The sequence below is a fragment of the Stenotrophomonas sp. yr243 genome, from assembly GCF_900184195.1.
GTDB lineage: Bacteria > Pseudomonadota > Gammaproteobacteria > Xanthomonadales > Xanthomonadaceae > Stenotrophomonas > Stenotrophomonas lactitubi.
This window is the reverse complement of record NZ_FXWT01000004.1, coordinates 212,368-231,122: the sequence shown is the minus strand read 5'-3', so window position 1 is coordinate 231,122 and position 18,755 is coordinate 212,368. Positions and strand designations below refer to the sequence as shown.

The following is an 18,755-nucleotide window of genomic DNA, read 5'->3' as shown; positions in this document are numbered from 1 at the left end:
TTTGCGGAGATCTGTCGAAGGCGGGGTGGGTCCGGTTGCGGGGGTGTCCGCGGCATGGATGCCGCGGCCAAGCCTACAGGGACGTACTTGCGGCGTCCCCCGCAACTGGACCCACCCCGCCATCCCACAGGAACCCGGCTTTTGCCGTTGCCGTTGCCCTGGCCTCGGCGGGTGCAGGGCGCAGCCCTGCCGGAAAACCCAACCTGAACAGCCTGTTTTGCGTCAGGTCTCATCCTTCCGCTAGACTATGCGGGTCTGCAGCGGCCGTCCGTTTCCCTCCGGGATCGCCGGCGACAGGGGTCCGCCCCATCGCCCGCCCCCACTCCGACGCCGTTCGTCACGCATTCCAGCCTGCGCTTCGCGTTGGCTGCACCCAATTCTCGCAGCGCGGTTCACGGGAACGCTCCGAGTCAGCCGATCAGTTTGATCTGCCCCCGTCTGTCCGTTCGGACAGGCGTTAACTGTACTTGGAGCAATCTCGATGTCTTTTGAATCCCTGGGCCTTGCGCCCTTCCTGCTGCGTGCGCTCGCCGAGCAGGGCTACGAAACCCCGACCCCGATCCAGCAGCAGGCGATCCCGCTGGTGCTGGCCGGTCGCGACCTGCTGGCCGGCGCACAGACCGGCACCGGCAAGACCGCCGCGTTCGGCCTGCCGCTGCTGCAGCACCTGGGCACCGCTTCGCAGGAAGTGCGTACCGGCCCGCGCAAGCCGCGCGCGCTGATCCTTGCACCGACCCGCGAACTGGCCACCCAGGTGCATGACAGCCTGCGCGGTTACAGCAAGTACCTGCGCATCCCCAGCGCCTGCATCTACGGCGGCGTCGGCATGGGCAACCAGCTGGACATCCTGCGTCGCGGCGTGGACCTGCTGGTGGCCTGCCCGGGCCGCCTGATCGACCACCTGGAGCGTCGCAGCATCGACCTGTCCGGCATTGAACTGCTGGTGCTGGACGAAGCCGACCGCATGCTGGACATGGGCTTCCTGCCCTCGATCAAGCGCATCCTGGCCAAGCTGCCCAAGCAGAACCGCCAGACCCTGCTGTTCTCGGCCACTTTCGAGGACAACATCCGCCAGTTGGCGCTGGAGTTCATGCGCAACCCGGAACAGATCCAGGTGACGCCGAAGAACACCGTGGCCGAGACCATCACCCACAAGGTGCATCCGGTCGATGCCAGCCGCAAGCGCGACCTGCTGCTGCACCTGTTGGCGCAGGACAGCCGCGAGCAGACCTTGGTCTTTGCCCGCACCAAGCACGGCAGCGACAAGCTGGCCGCGTTCCTGGAAAAGTCCGGCATCAAGACCGCGGCGATCCACGGCAACAAGAGCCAGGGCCAGCGCCTGCGTGCGCTGGGTGACTTCAAGGCCGGCCGCGTCACCGTGCTGGTGGCCACCGACATCGCCGCGCGCGGTATCGACATCAACGAGTTGCCGAAGGTGATCAACTTCGATCTGCCGATGGTGGCCGAAGACTACGTGCACCGCATTGGCCGTACCGGCCGCAACGGTGCTACCGGTGAAGCGATTTCGCTGGTGGCGCAGGATGAAGTGAAGCTGCTGCGCGCGATCGTGCGCCTGCTGGGCCGCGACATGGACATCCGCGATGTGCCGGGCTTCGAGCTGCAGACGCCGATCCGCTGGGGCAACAGTGCACCGGGCAAGGCCGAGGCCGATACCGGCGAGCGCGTGCCGCGCAAGACCCACGCCCGCCGTCCGCACGGCGATGCGCCGCGTCATGCACATGCAGGCCCGAAGAAGGCCGGCGGTGGCCGCCGCGAGGGCGCTGGCAACGGCCAGCAGCGCGCGGGCGCAGGTGCCGGTCAGGGCCAGCGTCGCGGTGGCGGTGCCAATACGGGTGGCGGTCGTGGCCGCGGCCAGGGTGGCGGCGGCGGTCGCGCCAGCTGATCCCAGCTGACAGGGATGGCGTCTCCCGCTGCGCGGGGGCTGCTTATCGGGGGACGACGCTGACGCGTCGTCCCTTTTTTGTTGCTGGCTGCCGGGTGGTTTGAGAGCTGGCGGTGGGCTGCGTCGAGGGCGGATGGGCGTAGGGGCCGTGCAAAACACGCCGTGAACCCATCCATGGGGGCTCGATCGGCGCATCCATGCGCCTCACGGTTTTGCACGGCCCCTACGCCCATCCGCTTCAGACATTTCCAGCGCCTACTTGTCCCGCCGGGTAGCCGGGAGAAGAAGGATCAAATTCAAATTCAAATTCAAATTCAAATTCAAAGACAAAGACAAAAGCAAAAGCCGGAATTCCAGCTTTTGCTTTTTGCTTTTTGCTTTTTGCTTTTTGCTTTTTGCTTTTGCCCTTGCTCCCGCTCTGGGTTTGATGCGTCCGCGCCCGCAGGAAACTGTCATGGGAGGCAGGGGGCCTCAGGCAGGACCGTTGGCGCCATGGGCCCGAGGCATGCCTCGGGCGGGTTGGGCAGGACGCCCAACCCCGGTCTTGCCGTGTGCGCAGGACAGCGCACACGAGCAAGGCGCCATCGAGCCCCCAAGGACGGGTTTACGGCGTGTCCTGCGCAGCCCGCCCGGCCTCCCCACACACGATCAATCAAGGCGCCAAACGCCTCAACCCCGCGCTTTCGCCGGGTTCACCAGATTCCCGAAGAAGATCGCGTTGATCAGCATCCGATCAGTGCCATGCCAGTACTTGCGATGCGCCGGATCATCCGCAAACAGGATCACGTTGCCCTGCCCCTGCGCCGACACCAGCAGCCACGCGCTGCCAGCCACGCGACTGCGGTTGCGTTCGGACAGATACCCGTTCACCCGTGGCGTGTCGTCGATGCGCACCACCGTGGAAAACCCGTTCGCGCTCGGCTGCAGGATGACCGTGTTCTCCTTGTTGATCGCCAGTTGCCGGCGCGGCACGCCGAATGCCAAAGGATGGCTGGGGTCGACGTCGGCGCTGAGGATGTTGCCGCTGACGCGCTCGATCGCGGCGATGTCGCGCTGGTCGCCGAAGGCGCGGCGTGCGGTGTCTGCGGCTTCCTCGTCCTTGCCCAGCTTCTCGCCATCGGCAAGCTTCTGTTCGATCGCCCACTTTGAAGCGCTGCCATAGGTCACCAGTGACCCACCGGCCTGGATCCAGCGCTTCAATGCCGACACCGCGGTCGCGTCGATGCCCGTGTAGGTGCCGCCGGAGAGCACGATCGTGTTGTAGCGGTCCAGCGATACCTTGCCCAGCTGCTGGGGGTCCAGCTTGCTGGCCGGCAAGCGCAGCTGCTGGTCGAGCAGGAACCAGGCCGAACCGATTTCGGTGGCGGCCACGCCCTCGCCCATCACCAGCGCGACGGCTGGCTTGCGTAGTGCCTTGACGCCATCACTGCCAAGGTCGATGCCATCGCGGCTGCGGCCACTGGACAGCGCATGCACCTGCACGCCGGCCGCCCGCGCTGCGGCGGCGACCGCTTCCTGCAGCGCCGTGCCCTGCAGTGGCTGCCCGGCCACCGGTACCACGATGCTGCCACCGGCAAAGGCCACGTCACCCTGTGCGGTGCTGGCGGTGAAGGGCTGGAAGGTGGCACGCGTGGACAAGCCCTTGGCCTGCAGGCCGGCCAGTGCGCGGCCCGCGTTGTAGTCGCGCCAGTCGATCACGTAGGCGAAGCCCGCTTCACCACCGATCACTCCGCCCTGTACCGCGGGAACCTCGAGCACGCGGGCGCCGCCGTCGATGCGGCTGCGGCTGCCGGCAGCGGCCACGCCGTAGGCCGGAGCGATCGCATAGCTGGTACTGCCGTAGAACACGTCGCCCTTGATCGGCGGGGTCTCGGCGAAGATCGAATGGACCAGGCGGAACTGCGCCTGCTGCACCGGCACCACGTAGGCGCTGCCTGCTTCGAAACGCTGTCCATCCACGGTGACGGCGCGATCCAGCGCATGCACTTCAATCCTGTGCAGCAACAGCAGTTCCAGCAGGCGTCGGGTCAATGCCGGATCATGCGCGTCGCCGAACACGAAGCTCTTCACCGGCTGCTGCGCGGCCTGCTTCAGCGCGCTCTGGAAGAACTGCTTCTGCAGATCGAACAGGGCGTTGCGTTCGGTCACCGCGCCGCGCACCGTGCCCAAGCCGGTGGCAACCTGGTTGCGGATGGTGAACGGGAACGTCAGCAGGCCATTCACCGATTCCTGCACGCGACCACGCGAACTGGCCTGTTCGACGGTGACACCAACCGCGCCGTGGAAATCCGGATAGGTCGAGCCGTACACGGGCGAGAAATTGTCGAAGTTCTCACCGGTGTAGTACAGCGAACCCAGCGCATCGAGCGCCTGGGCGTGGTACTTGGCCAGGGTCTTGTTGAACTCGTACGACGCTGCCGGGATCAACGGACTATGCATGCTCTTCGGCGATGGCTCGAAGTAGTACGTGCTGTCCTTGCCCATCTCGTGGAAGTCGATCTGCACGTTCGGGTACCACTGGTGGAACTGCGCCACCTTCGGTCGCGAATCCTGCTGGGTCAGCGCCAGCCAATCGCGGTTGAGATCGGTGAAGTAGTGGTTGGTGCGGCCCTGCGGGAACGGTTCGACGTGCTCCTTGTCGGCCGGATCGGCCGAGGCCGGATCTGACGCCCAGGCGTTGTGCCAGTTGGCGGCGCGGTCGCGGCCATCGGGATTCTGCGCCGGATCGAACAACACCACCGCCTGCTGCAGCCACTGCTGCGTTTCCGCGCTGCGGTTGGCCACCAGGTAGTAAGCGGTCAGCATTGCTGCTTCGCCGCTGGAGGTCTCGTTGCCGTGCACGCTGTAGCCCAGCCACACCACCACCGGACTGTCACCGGCAGCGCTGCGCGGCTGTGCCGGATCGACCAGGGTCGCGTGCTGCTGGCGGATCTGTTCCAGCCGCGCGTGGTTGCCGGCAGCGGTGACCGTGGCAATCAGCAGCGGGCGGCCCTCATAGCTGCGGCCGATCTCGCGCACGCTGATCTTGTCCGAGTGCTTGGCCAGCTCCTGGAAGTAAGCCACCAGCTGGTCGTGGCGGGTGTAACGGCTGCCGATCGGATAACCGAGGAACTGCTCCGGCGTGGGAATGGCGGTATCGAATGCCGCCGCATCGGTGGTCTTCGGGAAGAAATAGGCGCTCTGCGCATGCACCGCAGGCGGCAGCGATACGGCGGTGGCGACGGCAAGCAACAGCGGGAAAACAGCACGGCGGTGGAAGGACACGGTGACTCCCCTGGAACATGGCAACACGGCCGGCCACACAGGGTGGCCGGCCGCGGCGGGTGGATCAGAAGCGGTAATCGAAGCCCAGCGTGAAGTAGCGGCCACGCAGGTCGTACTGGCTGAAGTCGTACGGCGCACGGATGCCCGGGAACGAAGCGTCGTACGGCGGCGTCTTGTCACCCAGGTTCTGCACCTTGGCATACACGGTCAGGTTCTCGATGCCGGTGTAGCCCAGGTACAGATCGAACTGGTTGTAGGCATCGACGCGGCTCTGCACCGCGGCAGCGGCGGTGCTCGCTTTCTGGTCGTAGCCACTGGTGTAGTACCAGGTCACCGCAGCGGTGTAGTCGCTGTACTTCCAGTCCAGGGTGGTGGTGGCCTTGTTCTTCGGCAGGGTGGCGCCGAGGTTGCTGCCCGCATAGTCCACCAACGGGCCACCGACCACGGTCGGGCGCCGGTAGTCGCGCACGTGGGTGTAGGCCGAGGTCACGGTGAAATCGCCGAAGGCGGTGGTCGGGATGCGCTGGCGCAGTTCGATGTCGATGCCCGAAGTCTTCAGCTCGCTCAGGTTCTGGTAGCGGTTGTAGACCGCCTGCAGCTTGCCACGCTCATCGCGCTGCACGGCACCGGCGACGTTGTCGTTGACCAGGGTCTGGGTGTTGTTGGTACCGACCAGGTTGTCCAGCTGGATGCGGTAGTAGTCGATGCTCAGGTTGGTGTTCGCCCACGGCGACAGCACCACGCCGAAGTTCACGCTCTTGGTACGCTCCGGCTTCAGGTCGTTGTTGCCGACGGTGAAGAAGGTCGGGTTCTGCCGCGAGCCCGGCACGTCCGGATCACGCGGGTCGACCACGCTGCCATAGGCGATGCTGGTGCTGTTGGAGTTCTCCGACAGCGACGGCGCACGGAAGCCCTTCGACGCGGACGCACGCACCAGCAGGAAATCCAGCGGCTGCCAGCGCAGGCCGAGCTTGGGCGAGAACGCGTCGCCGAAATCATCGTAATGATCGGCGCGGGCGGCGGCGGACAGCTCCAGGGTCGATGCCAGCGGCACGTTGACCTCGGCATAGGCGGCGCTGACCTTGCGCTCGCCGTGCACCTCGGCAATCGCCGGGCGCACCTGCAGGCCGGCGTCGATCTGCCACGGGTTGTTCGAATCAAGCTTCTCGCGGCGCCATTCGGCACCGGCGGCGAAACCGATGTCACCGGCCCAGGTGTGGCCGAGGCTGCCGGAGATCTTCGCGTCGATGCCCTGCAGCACCGACTCGGCCGGACGCAGGGTGGCGATGTTGATCGAATCGCGTACCGATTGCGGCGTGGCCGCCGGGTTCAGCAGGTTGTAGCTGCCGGTCGCCAGCGCATTGGCCAGCGCCCAGCGGTTGGCGAAGCCGCCGGAGACGGTTTCGCGCTCGCTGCTGCGCGCGCCGAATGCGGCCACTTCCCAGTCCCACTTCTCGGTGTTGCCACGCAGCCCGAACACACCGCGATAGGCAGTGGACCGGTTGGTCTTGATGGTGCCGCCGAGGTCGAAAAAGGTGTACTCGATCGGAATCGCGCGGCCGTACGGGTTGTACGGATTGCTGGCCGGCAGGTTGGACGACACCGGCTCGGCAAGGCCGGTCTGCGCGTTCAGTGCGAAGCGACCGCTTTCCAGGGTGAAGAACGGGCTGCTGCCGAACCAGGCAGCGCTCTTGATCTGGCTGTACAGCACTTCGCCGAACGCTTCGACGTTGTCGCCAAGGCGGAAGGTGCCGTTGGCGTAGGCCTGGTAGCGCTTGGTCGAGGGAATCAGGGTGGTGTACGGGGCCTGGTTGAAGCCGCAGGTATCACCGGCCAGACCGTCGATCGGTGCACTGGCCACGCGGGTGGTGCCGGTGGGGCAGTTGCCGTTGGCGTCGAGCATCGGCACGGAGGTGCCATTGACCAGATAGCGTGCGCCCTTGGCCGACCAGCCGTTCCAGCGGCCGCCGGGCTGGTCGCTGTAGATGCCGCTCTTGGTCAGGTTACGCTCGTCCTGGTCCAGTCGCTCGCGGTTGTAGGCCTGCAGGCTGAAGAGGATGTTGTAGCCGTCCTTGTCGATGTCGCCCAGACCGCCGACGAACTTCAGGTTCTGCTCGTGCAGGCCGCCCTGGTCGGCGCCACCGAAGCTGCCGCCGATCTCGGCGCCTTCGAAGTTCTGCCGGGTGATGATGTTGACCACGCCGGCCACTGCATCGCTGCCGTACACCGCGGATGCACCGTCCTTGAGCACTTCGATGCGTTCGACGGCCACCAGCGGCAGCGCGTTGAGATCGACGAAGGTGTCCGACAGGCCGCCGGCCGGGAAGCCGTAGTTGGCCAGGCGCCGGCCGTTGAGCAGCACCAGCGTGTTCTTCTGCGAGAGGCCGCGCAGACCGATGCCGGCCGAGCCCGACGCCCAACCGTTGTTGGTGGTTTCGTTGCTGGCGTTGCCGGTGTTGGCGGAGATCGAGCGCAGCACATCGGCCACGGTGGCCTTGCCGGTCTGTTCCAGCTGCTGGCGGCCGATCACCTGCACGGGGTTGGAGGCTTCGGTATCGGCGCGTTTGATGTTGGAACCGGTGACGCGCACGGCAGCCAGGGTACTGGCTTCGCCGCTGGCGTCGGCGGTGGTTTCGGCGGCGGCAGACAAAGGCGCGGCCAGAGCGACGGCCAGGGCCGCCACGAGCAGGGTGTGCTGGGGCATGACGATGTGGGGGAGGTAGTGGAAGGACGAGGTAAGTTCCGCAGTAATCCATGCCTGGCCGGGCTGCGGCCAATAACATCTCTTCATACGGATATAAGAGAAACTATCATCTCTTCATCCGGATGGAAAGAATTTCTTCACAGGAAGGCAACGCGAGACCGGGCTGATCAGGCGCCTGCGGCGTACAATCGCGACATGGAAATCTTCAAAGTCTTCATGCTCGAGGCGGCGCACCGCCTCCCCAACGTGCCGCCGGGGCACAAATGCGCGCGCCTGCACGGCCACTCCTTCCGGGTGGAACTGAAGGTGGAGGGCGAGCCTGGGGCGCAGACCGGCTGGATCATGGATTTCGGCGATGTGAAGGCGGCATTCCAGCCGATCTACGACCGCCTGGACCACCACTACCTCAATGACATCCCCGGTCTGGAGAACCCGACCAGCGAGAATCTGGCGGTGTGGATCTGGAACGAGCTCAAGCCGATCCTGCCGGCATTGAGCGAGATCACGGTGCACGAAACCTGCACCTCGGGATGCCGCTACCGCGGCCCTGGCGCCTGATCAACCCATTGATCTGAAAGGAATCAAGGCGCCGGAGACGGCGCCTTCATGATTTTTGTTGCATTGCCGCATGATCGGCGTATGCTGCATTGCATCAACGCAAATGCACGGCGGATGCGACTGGCAACAGCCACTGGCGCGACGCCCACGCTCATTGCATGGGTCCCTCCCCCCATGCAATCCGGACCCGGCAGATCCCTCCCTCTGCCGGGTCTTTTTTTGCCTGACGTTTGGCTGTAGCGCGTCTTCGTCCGGGTCTCTGCGAGCTGAGGGGCCCCGTCGGGGCAGGTAGGGGCCTGGGCAAATGTCCCCCGGCGCCGGCCGTTGGCCGTCACCTCCTCCTTTACTTTGCCCAAACCCCTACCCGCCCCGACGAGGCTCGGCTTGCGGCAGCAGGCGCGCAGATCGCTGCTTTCCTGAGGCCACCGAAGATCTCCCCACGCAGGGCGGAGGCCCTTGCGTGCGAAGTAAAGGGGGAGGTGACGGCCACAGGCCGGCGCCGGAGGACATTCGCACGCAAGGGCCTCCGCCCTGCGCCGCGCAGAATGAGTTCGTCGCGCAAGGAATACTCAGCGCCCGCGGTTGCCGTGCCAGTGCTGGTACCACGCCTGGAACATCAACACGTTCCACAGGTGCGTATGCCATTTGCGCTCGCCGCGCAGGAACGCCTCCCAGATCGCGCGCACGCGCGCCGCATCGAAGCAGCCCTGGTTGCGCAGCAGTTGTGGGTCGAGCAGCGCTTCCGCCCAGTCGCGCAGCGGACCGGCCAGCCAGCGCGCCATCGGCGGGCCGAAACCGCGCTTGGGACGATAGACCAGCGGCGCGGGCAGGTAGCGCGACAGCAGATGCTTGAGGATCCGCTTGTGCTCACCGTCGTGATACTTCAGGTGCTGCGGCAGGCGCCAGGCCAGGCGCACCACCTCCATGTCCAGCAACGGCGAGCGCGTTTCCACGCCGGACGCCATGCCTGCGCGGTCGACCTTGGCAAGGATGCCTTCGGCCAGATCCATTCGGAAATCCAGCAGTTGGATGCGTGCTTCTGCCGGCAGTGCGGTGTCCTGCTGCTGGAAGATCGTCGCCGGCTCGCGTGCGCCCAGTACCACCTGGGTCGGCTGCCGCCAGCGGGTGACGCGCTGCAGGTAATGCCCCTCCACATCGTTGGCCGCCACTTCGGCCACCAGTGCCCGCCAACCGCCAAGCCGACCCCGCTCGACGTTCAAGCGGCTGCTGCCACGCCGCGCAAGATCACGTACCCAGTCCGGCAGGCCACCGCACAGGCGCGCATTGCGCAACGCGCGGCCGTAGCTGGGGTGGCCGAAGAACAGTTCGTCGCCGCCGTCGCCGGTCAACGCCACCGGCTTGCGCGCGCCGAGCAGCTCGCTGGCCAGCAAGGTGGGCAGCTGCGAGGCATCGGCGAACGGTTCACACCAGACCTGCGGCAAGCGCTGCAGCAGATCCAGGCCCTGCCGGCTGTCCATCCTGTGCAGGTGGTGATGCACACCCAGGTGGCGTGCAACCTGCGAGGCCCAGTCGCTCTCGTCGTGACCGGGATCGTCGAAACCCACCGTCCATGCTTCGATCGGCAACGCCGATTGCGCCTGCATCATCGCCACCACCAGCGACGAATCGGTACCACCGGACAGGAACGCACCGCAGGCCACGGGTGAATGCATGCGCGCGGCAATCGCCTGCTGCAGCACCACCTCCAGCTGGTCGGTGGCCTGCTCCAGGCTGGGCGCCGGCTGCAACGGCTCCAGCAGCGCTGATTGCATCGCATCGCGCGCGCACCAGTAGCGATGGCCTCCCTGCGTCGCCTGCGTTGATCCGCCCGCGGCATGGTCGTTGAGGTCCACGCGCAGCATCGCTCCGGCCACCAGCTTGTGAATGCCGCGATAGATGGTATGCGGCGCGGGCACATAGTCATGGCGCAGCAGCAGGCTCAATGCATCCTGGTCGATGCTGGGAGCGAACCCGGCGAAGGCCTGCAGCGCCTTCAACTCCGAAGCGAACAGGAACTGGCCCTGGTACCACCCGTAATACAACGGCCGTTCGCCGACCGGGTCGCGCGCCAGCCAGAGCTCATGCGCATGGCGGTCCCAGACACTGAACGCAAATGCCCCTTCGATGCGCGACAGCGCACGCTGCACGCCCCACTCGACGATGGCCTGCAGCAGCAGGCGCGCATCGGTGCAGCTGCGCGGCAGATCGCGCAGCTGCGACTGCAGCGCCGCCCTGTTGTAGATGCGGCCATCCAGGCACAGCACATAGCGCCCACAGCTGGAACTGAGCGGCTGCAACGGCATGTCGGTCGGCGCGCGGCAATGACCGAGGGCCAGTCCTGCGTCGGCATCGGTCCAGTAACCGATGCGACCGCGGCCGCGCTGCTGCAGCGCCCGCAGCATCGGCGCCAGCTGCTGCAGCAGCTGCTCGTCGTCGGCAGGCGGCAGCCAGGCCCCGACCACGCCGCTCATCGCTGGCCTCCATGGCAATGGCAATCAAGGGAAAGCACGGGGCAGGAGGCGGACGGCATGAGGGCGGCACGCGGATGGGGAGAGCTGCCATGCTCCGCCCCGCCGAGCGCCACGTCAGTCGTAGCGCTGTCAGCGACCGTCACCGCAGGCGCGCCTTGCGTAACGTTTTGTAACAACTTGATTGCTACCCTGCAGCCAAGTCATTGCCCGGCCTGAGGCCCGGCCCGTGCGCCAGCAACCCCGGCTGAATGGCGCCCGCCCCCAGGACCCGGGCGGCCCGACAGCTGGGATAGCATCGCCGCGCTCGTGCCACGGCGGTACGGAAGCGCCCCGGAGGCCTTGTAAATGCTGGATATCGTACTGGTTGAAGACGACGCTCGGCTGGGCACGATGGTCAGCGACTACCTGCAGCGCCACGGTTACCAGGTCGTCCATGAGCGCTGCGGCCAGCGCGCGATCGCCCGGATCCTCAGCGAGAAGCCGGCGCTGGTCCTGCTCGACATCGGCCTTCCAGGCCAGGATGGTTTCGAAGTGTGTCGGCAGATCCGGCCCCACTATGACGGGATCATCTGCGTGCTGAGCGCCCGTACCGACAACATCGACCAGGTGCTGGGACTGGAACTGGGCGCCGACGACTACATCGGCAAGCCGATCGAACCGCGGGTGTTGCTGGCCCGGCTGCGCGCCCATCTGCGCCGCCACCGCCGGGTCGAGCCACGCGATGAAGCGCTGCGTTTCGGTGAACTGAGCATCGACCCGTCCACCCGCAACGTGCATCTGCAGGGCCGCCTGCTGGAACTGACCACCGCCGAATTCGACCTGCTGTTCCTGCTCGCCGGCAACGCGGGGCAGATCCTCGACCGCGATGCGCTGCTGCGCGGCCTGCGCGGCATCGCCTTCGATGGCCTGGACCGCTCGATCGATGCGCGCATCTCACGCCTGCGGCGCAAACTGGGCGACAACCCGGAACAGCCCGAGCGGATCAAGACCGTGCGCGGCCGTGGTTACCTGTTCAGCCGATCGGCATGGGGATGAAGCACCCATCTTCGGCCATGCGTGGCCACGCCTTCCACTTCCTGCGCTACGGCATCGGCTTCCTGGTCGTCCACCTTCTGCTGATCGTCGCCGGGTTGTGGGCCTGGGATGCGCTGCTGGAAGATCGCACCGAGGCCAGCCTGCAGGCGGAAATGCGCGGCCCACATGCGATGCTGCAACATCGCTTCGCCGAAACGCCACCGGCGCAGTGGCCAGCGCTGGCACAACAGCTGGACAGCGATTTCGCCTATCCGCTGCAGCTGATGCCGCTGACCGAGGCTGCCGCGATACTGCCGGCGAAACAGCGCAAGGGCTTGCTCAACGGACACGTGCAGATCGAACTGGACAGCATGCAAAGCCTGCAGCGTGTCGGCAACAGCAGCAGTGCGCTGATCCTGGGACCATTGGACCAGGCCCTGCCCGAAGAAGGATGGCAGGACAGCGAGGCCTCCGGCGTGGCCATCATCCTGCTGATCCTGATGGTGGCGGTGGCGTTGCCGATGTACGTGATGGTCTACCGGCTGTGGCGCGATGTCTCGCAGCTGGCGCAGACCGCGCGACGGATGCGCGATGGCCAGCTCGACAGCCGCGCGCCGCGCGCCAGTACCGCGCTGGTGCGGCCGTTGGCCAAGGCATTCAACCACATGGCCGAACAGCTGCAGTTGCTGCTGGAAAGCCAGCGCGTGCTGGCCCAGGCGGTGGCGCACGAAGTACGTACACCGCTGGCACGGATGCGCTTCGGCCTTGCGGACCTGGAAGAAACCGGACTGGATGACGCCCAGCGCGATGCGCTGTCCGGTCTGCGCATCGATGTGGACCGGCTGCAGCACCTGACCGACGCCGGCGTTGAATACGCCGCACTCGGGCGCTGCCATCAGCTCACCCGCCAGCGCCTGCAACTGGCCGCACTGGTGCGTGGGGTGGTCGACCAGTTCGCACCACTGACGATACCCGTGCAGCAGGACCTGTCACCGGCAGGGCTGGTCAACGTCAACCGGCACATGCTGGAACTGGCCCTGCGCAACCTGCTGGGCAACGCGCTGCGCTATGCGCGCCGGCAGATCCGCATTGTCAGCACGCTCAACGAGGGATGGCTGTGCCTGCAGGTGGAGGACGACGGCCCCGGCATCGCCGTCGAACTGCGCAGCCAGGTGTTGCAGCCCTACGTACGGCTGGACCAGGCCAGCCCGGGCTTCGGGTTGGGGCTGGCGCTGGTGCAGGTGGTGGCGGACAAGCATCGCGGCCACGTGGAAGTGGCTGATTCGGCGCTCGGTGGTGCCTGCATCCGGCTGCTGCTGCCGATGGAAAGCGGTGTCGCGCCACCGGCAGTAGACGTCTAGTTCGTCTCCGCATCCGCGCGTGGCAAGGCGAACACGAACAGCGCACCCTGCTCGCTGTCGCGCAGCTCGATACGACGACCATGCAACTGCACGATGCGCTGCACGATCAGCAGGCCGAGCCCGCCGTTTTCGCCACGCTGCGCGCCTAGTGCGGCCGGTGCCTGGAACAGTTGCCCACGCAGCGCCGGCAATACCCCGGGGCCATCGTCCTGTACCGCCACCTGCACACTGTCGGGCAGCGCGGACAGCTGCACCCGCACGCGGCCACCGTCCGGCGCATGCCGCAGCGCGTTGTCGAGCAGGTTGGTCAGCACGCGCTCCACAAGACCGAGATCGGCGCGTACCAGCGGCAGACCCGGCGGGAACTCAGCATGCAGGCGCTGCCCGCGTGCCTGCGCGGCCAATTCGAATTTCTGCAGCACGTCCTGCAGCAGCTCCGGCAGTGCGAACACTTCCCACTCCAGCCGCACTTCACCGTGCTCCAGCCGCGCCAGCTCGAACAGCGCGCGGGCAAGACGGCCGACCTTGGCGCTCTGCGCAATCGCGATACCGAGATAGCGACGACGCTCCTGCGGCGACAGCGTGGCTTCCTTCAGTGCCAGCGTTTCCAGGTAACCGTGCAGCGAGGACAACGGCGTGCGCAGGTCGTGCGAGATGTTGGCCACCAGTTCGCGGCGCTGCAGGTCCTGCTGGCGCAGCTGCTGCCACTGTTCGCCCAGCCGCTGTGCCATCTGTGCATGGGCATGTTCGAGGATCTTCAGCTCATCGCGCTCGCCCGCGCGCAGCGGTACCGGCGCGGGCAGTGGCGTCGGTGCGTCGATGTCGAAGGCCTGTATGCGCCGGGTGACCTGGCGCAGCGGCCGGGTCACCCAGTAGAAGGCCACCAGGCCGGCAAGCAGGCCCAGCCCGCCTATCAACAACACCGACCACAGCGTGGTGTGCCATTGGCTGCCAGCGGCCAGGTCATCGGCCAGCATCTGCCGGTGTTCGCCCACCAGCACCACGTACACGTAGCCGGCCTGCCGCCCCTGCACCACCAGCGGCGCGACACTGAACACCTTGCGACCATCGGTGCTGCGCGGATCGTCACCGAGGATCGGCAGCGCCGCGCCGGACAGCAGGCGCCGCAGCGGTGCCACGTCCACCTGGCTGCGCATCAGGTGCCCGCTGGGCGCATCGTGGCCGAGGATGCGGCCCTGGTCGTCCAGCAGGTACACCTCGACACTGGGGTTGACCGCCATCAGCTGGCCGAACAAGGCACGCACCGCCGCATCGCGCATGCCGCTGGTGTCCATCAGCTCACTGCGCTGGGCGATGTGCTCGGCCAACCCCAGCGACAGGCGCTGCACCACTTCCTGCTCATGCCGGGTATTGGTACGCATCTGCCAGGCCAGCAGCGCCATGCAGCACATCAGCATCAGCGCCGACATCACCAGCGCCAGCTTCTGCCACAGGTTCGGCTTGATCATGCTGCCGCCCCGGCCGGGTCGACCAGCTTGTAGCCGCGCCCCCATACTGTCAGCAGACGCCGTGGATTGCCCGGGTCGGTCTCGATCTTGCTGCGCAGGCGGTTGATGTGGGTGTTGACCGTGTGCTCGTAACCATCGTGCTGGTAGCCCCAGACCTGGTTGAGCAGTTCCATCCGCGCAAAGACCTGGTCCGGGTGGCGGGCGAAGAACAGCAGTAGTTCGAACTCACGCGGTGTCAGTTCCAGTGCATTGCCATCGACGGCGGCCGTACGCGCGACCGGGTCCAGGCGCAGCCCACCAAGTTCGATCGCTCCGGCATCGATGCGCGCGTTCTGTGCCATGGCTTCGGCGCGGCGCAGCAGCGCACGCACGCGTGCCACCAGCTCCGGCATCGAGAAGGGCTTGGCCAGGTAGTCGTCCGCGCCCAGTTCCAGGCCGACGATGCGCTGGGTTTCGCTGCCACGCGCACTGATGATGATGATCGGCACATAGCGCGCCATCGCGCGTGCACGCTGGCAGACCTGCAGGCCATCCACGCCCGGCAGCATCACGTCCAGTACCAGCGCATCCCACGGGCCTTCCTGTTCGATCAGGCGCAGGCCGGCATCGCCGCTGGCGGCGTGCGCGACTTCATAGCCCTCATCACCCAGGTGCATGCGCAGCAGGTCGGCGATATGGGCATCGTCTTCAACGATCAGGACACGTTTGGCGGACATCGGCAGCTTCGGGCCAGTGGGGAGGCTGCCCGCATTGTGGCGCGGGAGCGGCGTGGATACCTCACGAAAAATTGAATCCTGCGTGAGGATTCGTTGACCGGAGGGGGCGCAGCATGGCCCCGTCGCCCCTTCCAGGAGTCCGCCATGTCCCTCACCCGCCGCCATCTGCTGGGCCTGGGCGGTGCTGTCACCGCCGCCGGCCTGCTGGGCCTGGGCGCGTGCAGCCGCGCTGCCCCCGCCGCTGCCGAGCCACGGCCTTCGCGACAGTTCGAGGTGGCCCGCAGCGATGACGAGTGGCGTCGGCTGCTGAGCCCGGCGCAGTATGCCGTGCTGCGCCAGCAGGCCACCGAACGCCCCTGGAGCAGCCCGCTGAACAAGGAACACAGGCAGGGTACGTTCGCCTGCGCCGGCTGCGCGTTGCCGCTGTTCTCGTCGTCCACCAAGTTCGAGAGCCACACCGGCTGGCCCAGCTTCTGGGCGCCGCTGCACAACGCCATCGGCGAAGACCGTGACACCACCTTCGGCATGTTGCGGGTGGAGGCGCATTGCCGTCGTTGTGGCGGCCACCTCGGCCATGTGTTCAACGACGGCCCGCGTCCGACCGGACTGCGCTACTGCATGAACGGCGCCGCGATGACGTTCATTCCCGGGGCTGCACAACAGGACGCCGCTGGCGGCTGGCGCGTGCCACTGGGTTCTTCCCCCACTTCGGGAGCGTAATGATGCTGCTGTTGCTGCTTGCCTATCTCGGGGGCGTGCTGACCCTGCTCAGCCCGTGCATCCTGCCGGTGCTGCCATTCGTGTTCGCACGCGCCGATCGTCCTTTCCTGCGCAGCACCCTGCCGCTGCTGCTGGGCATGGCGCTGACATTCACCGTGGTTGCCAGCCTGGCCGCGGTCGGCAGCCAGTGGGTGGCGCAGGCCAACCAGATCGGCCGCTGGGTGGCACTGGTGCTGATGGCCGTGTTCGCCATCGCGCTGCTGTGGCCGACCCTGGCCGACCATCTGCTGGCGCCCTTCCAGCGCATCGGCGCGCGACTGAGCGCGCGTGCCGACGCCGCAGATGCGGCCGGCCGTGGCGGCGCCGGGACTTCGCTGCTGATCGGCATTGCCACCGGCCTGCTGTGGGCGCCCTGCGCCGGCCCGATTCTCGGCCTGGTGCTGACAGGCGCCGCCCTGAACGGCGCCAGTGTCGGTACCAGTTCGCTGCTGCTGGCCTACGCGCTGGGCGCAGTCACTGCGTTGGCGCTGGCCGTGTGGGTGGGTGGCCGCGTGTTCCGGGCGCTGCAGGCCCGGCTCGGCCTGGGCAATGTGGTGCGCCGTGTACTGGGTGTGGCCGCGCTGCTGGCGGTGGTGGCGATCGGCCTGGGCTGGGACACCGGCCTGCTGACCCGTCTGTCCGCGGTCAGTACCGCACGCATCGAACAGGGCCTGCTGGATGCCGTGCCCGACGCGCAACCAGCAGCACCGCCGATGATGATGATGGCGGCTGGGCAGGCAGGCGCGCCGCTGCCAGTGGAAGGCACTCTGCCTTCGCTGAGCGGCGCCACCGGCTGGCTCAACAGCCCACCGCTGACTGCGGAGCAGCTGCGCGGCAAGGTGGTGCTGATCGATTTCTGGACCTACTCCTGCATCAACTGCCTGCGCGCGATGCCGTTCGTGCACGAGTGGGCGCAGCGCTACCGCGACCATGGTCTGGTGGTGGTCGGCGTGCATACGCCGGAGTTCGCGTTCGAGCGCGACCCGCGCAACGTGATGAAGGCCGTGCAGCAGCTGAAGGTCGAGTACCCGGTCGCACTCGATAACCAGTATTCGATCTGGCGCGCGTTCAACAACCGCTACTGGCCGGCGCACTACTTCATCGACGCGAAGGGCAACATCCGCGGTCACCAGTTTGGCGAGGGCAACTACGCACACTCCGAACAGGTGATCCGTCGTCTGCTGGTGGAAGCCGGGCAGACCGACCTGCCACCGCCTGCAGACCCCGCTGCGGCCGACCTGCAGGGCGTAGCGACGCAGGCCGACATGGGCAACCTGCGCTCACCGGAAACCTATCTGGGCCACGCACGTGCCGAGCAGTTCGCCTCGCCGGGCGGGCAGCGCGTCGACGCAGCCTTCGGCTACGCGCTGCCGTCCACCCTGGCGCTGAACCAATGGGGCCTGTCCGGACAGTGGCGGGTCGATGATGAAGCAGCACAGCTGCAGCAGGCCGGCGGCCGCATCGCCTTCCAGTTCCATGCCCGCGACCTGCATCTGGTGCTGGCACCGGGCGAAGAGGGAAAGCCGGTGCGGTTCCGCGTGCTGCTCGATGGCAAGCCACTGCCAGCGGCAGATGCCGGCGCCGACGCCGCTGCCGATGGCACCGGCACCGTGAGCGAACACCGTCTGTACCAGCTGATCCGCCAGCGCGGCACGATCGGTCCGCATCGTTTCGAGATCGAATTCCTCGACGCAGGCGTGCAGGCCTACGCCTTCACCTTCGGTTGAACCGGGAGCACACGATGAAACTCTCCTTCGAACAGGGTATTGCCGCCGGCGTCGCCGGCCTTGTCGCCACCGCGCTGGTCGCGGGTGTGCTGCTGGTGGACCGCGGTGCGGTGGCCGCAGCGGCCGAGCCCACGACGCAGGTGCAGGCGCTGCCTGCGCCCAGCGGCGATGCGGCCTTCCGCGATGACGCCAGCCACGCCAGCGTGGTCTTTGCCGGCGGGTGTTTCTGGGGCGTGCAGGGCGTGTTCCAGCACGTCAAAGGGGTGAGCAACGCGGTGTCCGGTTACATCGGAGGCAGTGCCACCGATGCCCGCTATGAGCGCGTCAGCGGTGGCCGCACCGGCCACGCCGAAGCGGTGAAGGTGGACTACGACCCACGCCAGGTCAGCTATGGACAACTGATGCAGGTGTTTTTCTCGGTGGTGCACGACCCGACCCAGCTCAACCGCCAGGGGCCCGATCACGGCAGCCAGTACCGCTCGGCGATCTTCGTCGATGACACGCGCCAGCAGGCAGCAAGCCGCGCCTACATCGGCCAGCTCGGCCAGGCGGGCAGCTACCGTGCGCCGATCGTTACCCAGGTAGGCAGTGGCCAGCGCTTCTACCCGGCCGAGAGCTACCACCAGAACTACATGAGCAACTACCCGCAGGCCGCGTACATCCGTTACTACGACGCCCCCAAGCTGGCCGCGCTCGGCAAGCAGTTCCCGGCGTTGTACCGCCGCGATCCGGCGCTGGTGCCGATGCGTTGATACCCCTCTTCTGTAGAGCCGAGCCCATGCTCGGCTGCTGTTGGCGGAAGAGCAGCC

At 66.8% G+C, this 18,755-nt stretch carries 12 protein-coding genes; 7 read left to right on the top strand and 5 right to left on the bottom strand.

The features are described from left to right. Positions 1-481: 481 nt before the first annotated feature. The gene (locus QOL57_RS18065; RefSeq protein WP_089238573.1) at positions 482-1,903 is read left to right on the top strand and encodes a DEAD/DEAH box helicase; all 1,422 of its coding nucleotides are present in this window, start codon (positions 482-484) and stop codon (positions 1,901-1,903) included. A 669-nt stretch (positions 1,904-2,572) separates the two neighbouring features. Here the strand turns inward: QOL57_RS18065 and QOL57_RS18060 are convergent. Together QOL57_RS18060 and QOL57_RS18055 are read right to left on the bottom strand one after the other, a co-directional pair. Continuing rightward, a complete protein-coding gene (locus tag QOL57_RS18060) occupies positions 2,573-5,167 on the bottom strand; it encodes a M14 family zinc carboxypeptidase (protein WP_089238571.1) in 2,595 nt (864 codons plus the stop codon). A 64-nt stretch (positions 5,168-5,231) separates the two neighbouring features. Next, positions 5,232-7,871 carry a TonB-dependent receptor gene (locus QOL57_RS18055; protein ID WP_089238570.1) on the bottom strand — a complete coding sequence of 880 codons (2,640 nt, stop codon included), beginning with the start codon at positions 7,869-7,871 and terminating at the stop codon, positions 5,232-5,234. A 195-nt stretch (positions 7,872-8,066) separates the two neighbouring features. On the opposite strand from QOL57_RS18055, the gene queD reads away from it, so the two are divergent. Next, positions 8,067-8,429 (top strand): 6-carboxytetrahydropterin synthase QueD, encoded by a 363-nt coding sequence (gene queD / locus QOL57_RS18050; protein WP_089238568.1) that lies wholly within the window; start codon positions 8,067-8,069, stop codon positions 8,427-8,429. A 569-nt stretch (positions 8,430-8,998) separates the two neighbouring features. On the opposite strand, the gene asnB is transcribed toward queD, so the two are convergent. Continuing rightward, positions 8,999-10,900, bottom strand: a complete 1,902-nt coding sequence (gene asnB, locus QOL57_RS18045; protein WP_089238566.1) for an asparagine synthase (glutamine-hydrolyzing) — start codon at positions 10,898-10,900, stop codon at positions 8,999-9,001. A gap of 345 nt (positions 10,901-11,245) precedes the next feature. On the opposite strand from asnB, the gene QOL57_RS18040 reads away from it, so the two are divergent. Next, entirely contained in the window at positions 11,246-11,935 is a 690-nt protein-coding gene (locus QOL57_RS18040) for a winged helix-turn-helix domain-containing protein (RefSeq protein ID WP_089238564.1), read from the top strand. Then, positions 11,932-13,275 carry an ATP-binding protein gene (locus QOL57_RS18035; protein WP_089238562.1) on the top strand — a complete coding sequence of 448 codons (1,344 nt, stop codon included), beginning with the start codon at positions 11,932-11,934 and terminating at the stop codon, positions 13,273-13,275. Before QOL57_RS18040 ends, QOL57_RS18035 begins: the two co-directional genes overlap by 4 nt. Here the strand turns inward: QOL57_RS18035 and QOL57_RS18030 are convergent. Both QOL57_RS18030 and QOL57_RS18025 read right to left on the bottom strand, forming a co-directional pair. Further along, the gene (locus tag QOL57_RS18030; protein WP_089238560.1) at positions 13,272-14,744 is read right to left on the bottom strand and encodes a HAMP domain-containing sensor histidine kinase; all 1,473 of its coding nucleotides are present in this window, start codon (positions 14,742-14,744) and stop codon (positions 13,272-13,274) included. The genes QOL57_RS18035 and QOL57_RS18030 overlap by 4 nt on opposite strands. Then, complete coding sequence (locus QOL57_RS18025) at positions 14,741-15,460, bottom strand: response regulator transcription factor (RefSeq protein ID WP_025878436.1); 720 nt, start codon at positions 15,458-15,460, stop codon at positions 14,741-14,743. The genes QOL57_RS18030 and QOL57_RS18025 overlap by 4 nt, the downstream gene beginning before the upstream one ends. Before the next feature lie 144 nt (positions 15,461-15,604). On the opposite strand from QOL57_RS18025, the gene msrB reads away from it, so the two are divergent. The 3 genes from msrB to msrA are packed head-to-tail and all read left to right on the top strand — an operon-like array spanning position 15,605 to position 18,698. After that, positions 15,605-16,180: a peptide-methionine (R)-S-oxide reductase MsrB gene (msrB, locus tag QOL57_RS18020; RefSeq protein ID WP_089238558.1), complete on the top strand. Its 576-nt coding sequence runs from the start codon at positions 15,605-15,607 to the stop codon at positions 16,178-16,180. A 2-nt stretch (positions 16,181-16,182) separates the two neighbouring features. Then, the gene (locus QOL57_RS18015) at positions 16,183-17,946 is read left to right on the top strand and encodes a cytochrome c biogenesis protein DipZ (protein WP_089238556.1); all 1,764 of its coding nucleotides are present in this window, start codon (positions 16,183-16,185) and stop codon (positions 17,944-17,946) included. 14 nt (positions 17,947-17,960) lie between these two features. Next, a complete protein-coding gene (gene msrA, locus QOL57_RS18010) occupies positions 17,961-18,698 on the top strand; it encodes a peptide-methionine (S)-S-oxide reductase MsrA (RefSeq protein WP_089238554.1) in 738 nt (245 codons plus the stop codon). Positions 18,699-18,755: the final 57 nt, after the last annotated feature.

Bases quoted from the DNA above. Each gene is read 5' to 3' on its own strand.
- QOL57_RS18055 (WP_089238570.1), bottom strand. From the start codon at position 7,871: ATGCCCCAGCACACCCTGCTCGTGGCGGCCCTGGCCGTCGCTCTGGCC.
- QOL57_RS18030 (WP_089238560.1), bottom strand. From the start codon at position 14,744: ATGATCAAGCCGAACCTGTGGCAGAAGCTGGCGCTGGTGATGTCGGCG.
- QOL57_RS18025 (WP_025878436.1), bottom strand. From the start codon at position 15,460: ATGTCCGCCAAACGTGTCCTGATCGTTGAAGACGATGCCCATATCGCC.
- queD (WP_089238568.1), top strand. From the start codon at position 8,067: ATGGAAATCTTCAAAGTCTTCATGCTCGAGGCGGCGCACCGCCTCCCC.
- QOL57_RS18065 (WP_089238573.1), top strand. From the start codon at position 482: ATGTCTTTTGAATCCCTGGGCCTTGCGCCCTTCCTGCTGCGTGCGCTC.
- QOL57_RS18015 (WP_089238556.1), top strand. From the start codon at position 16,183: ATGCTGCTGTTGCTGCTTGCCTATCTCGGGGGCGTGCTGACCCTGCTC.
- msrA (WP_089238554.1), top strand. From the start codon at position 17,961: ATGAAACTCTCCTTCGAACAGGGTATTGCCGCCGGCGTCGCCGGCCTT.
- QOL57_RS18035 (WP_089238562.1), top strand. From the start codon at position 11,932: ATGAAGCACCCATCTTCGGCCATGCGTGGCCACGCCTTCCACTTCCTG.
- msrB (WP_089238558.1), top strand. From the start codon at position 15,605: ATGTCCCTCACCCGCCGCCATCTGCTGGGCCTGGGCGGTGCTGTCACC.
- asnB (WP_089238566.1), bottom strand. From the start codon at position 10,900: ATGAGCGGCGTGGTCGGGGCCTGGCTGCCGCCTGCCGACGACGAGCAG.
- QOL57_RS18040 (WP_089238564.1), top strand. From the start codon at position 11,246: ATGCTGGATATCGTACTGGTTGAAGACGACGCTCGGCTGGGCACGATG.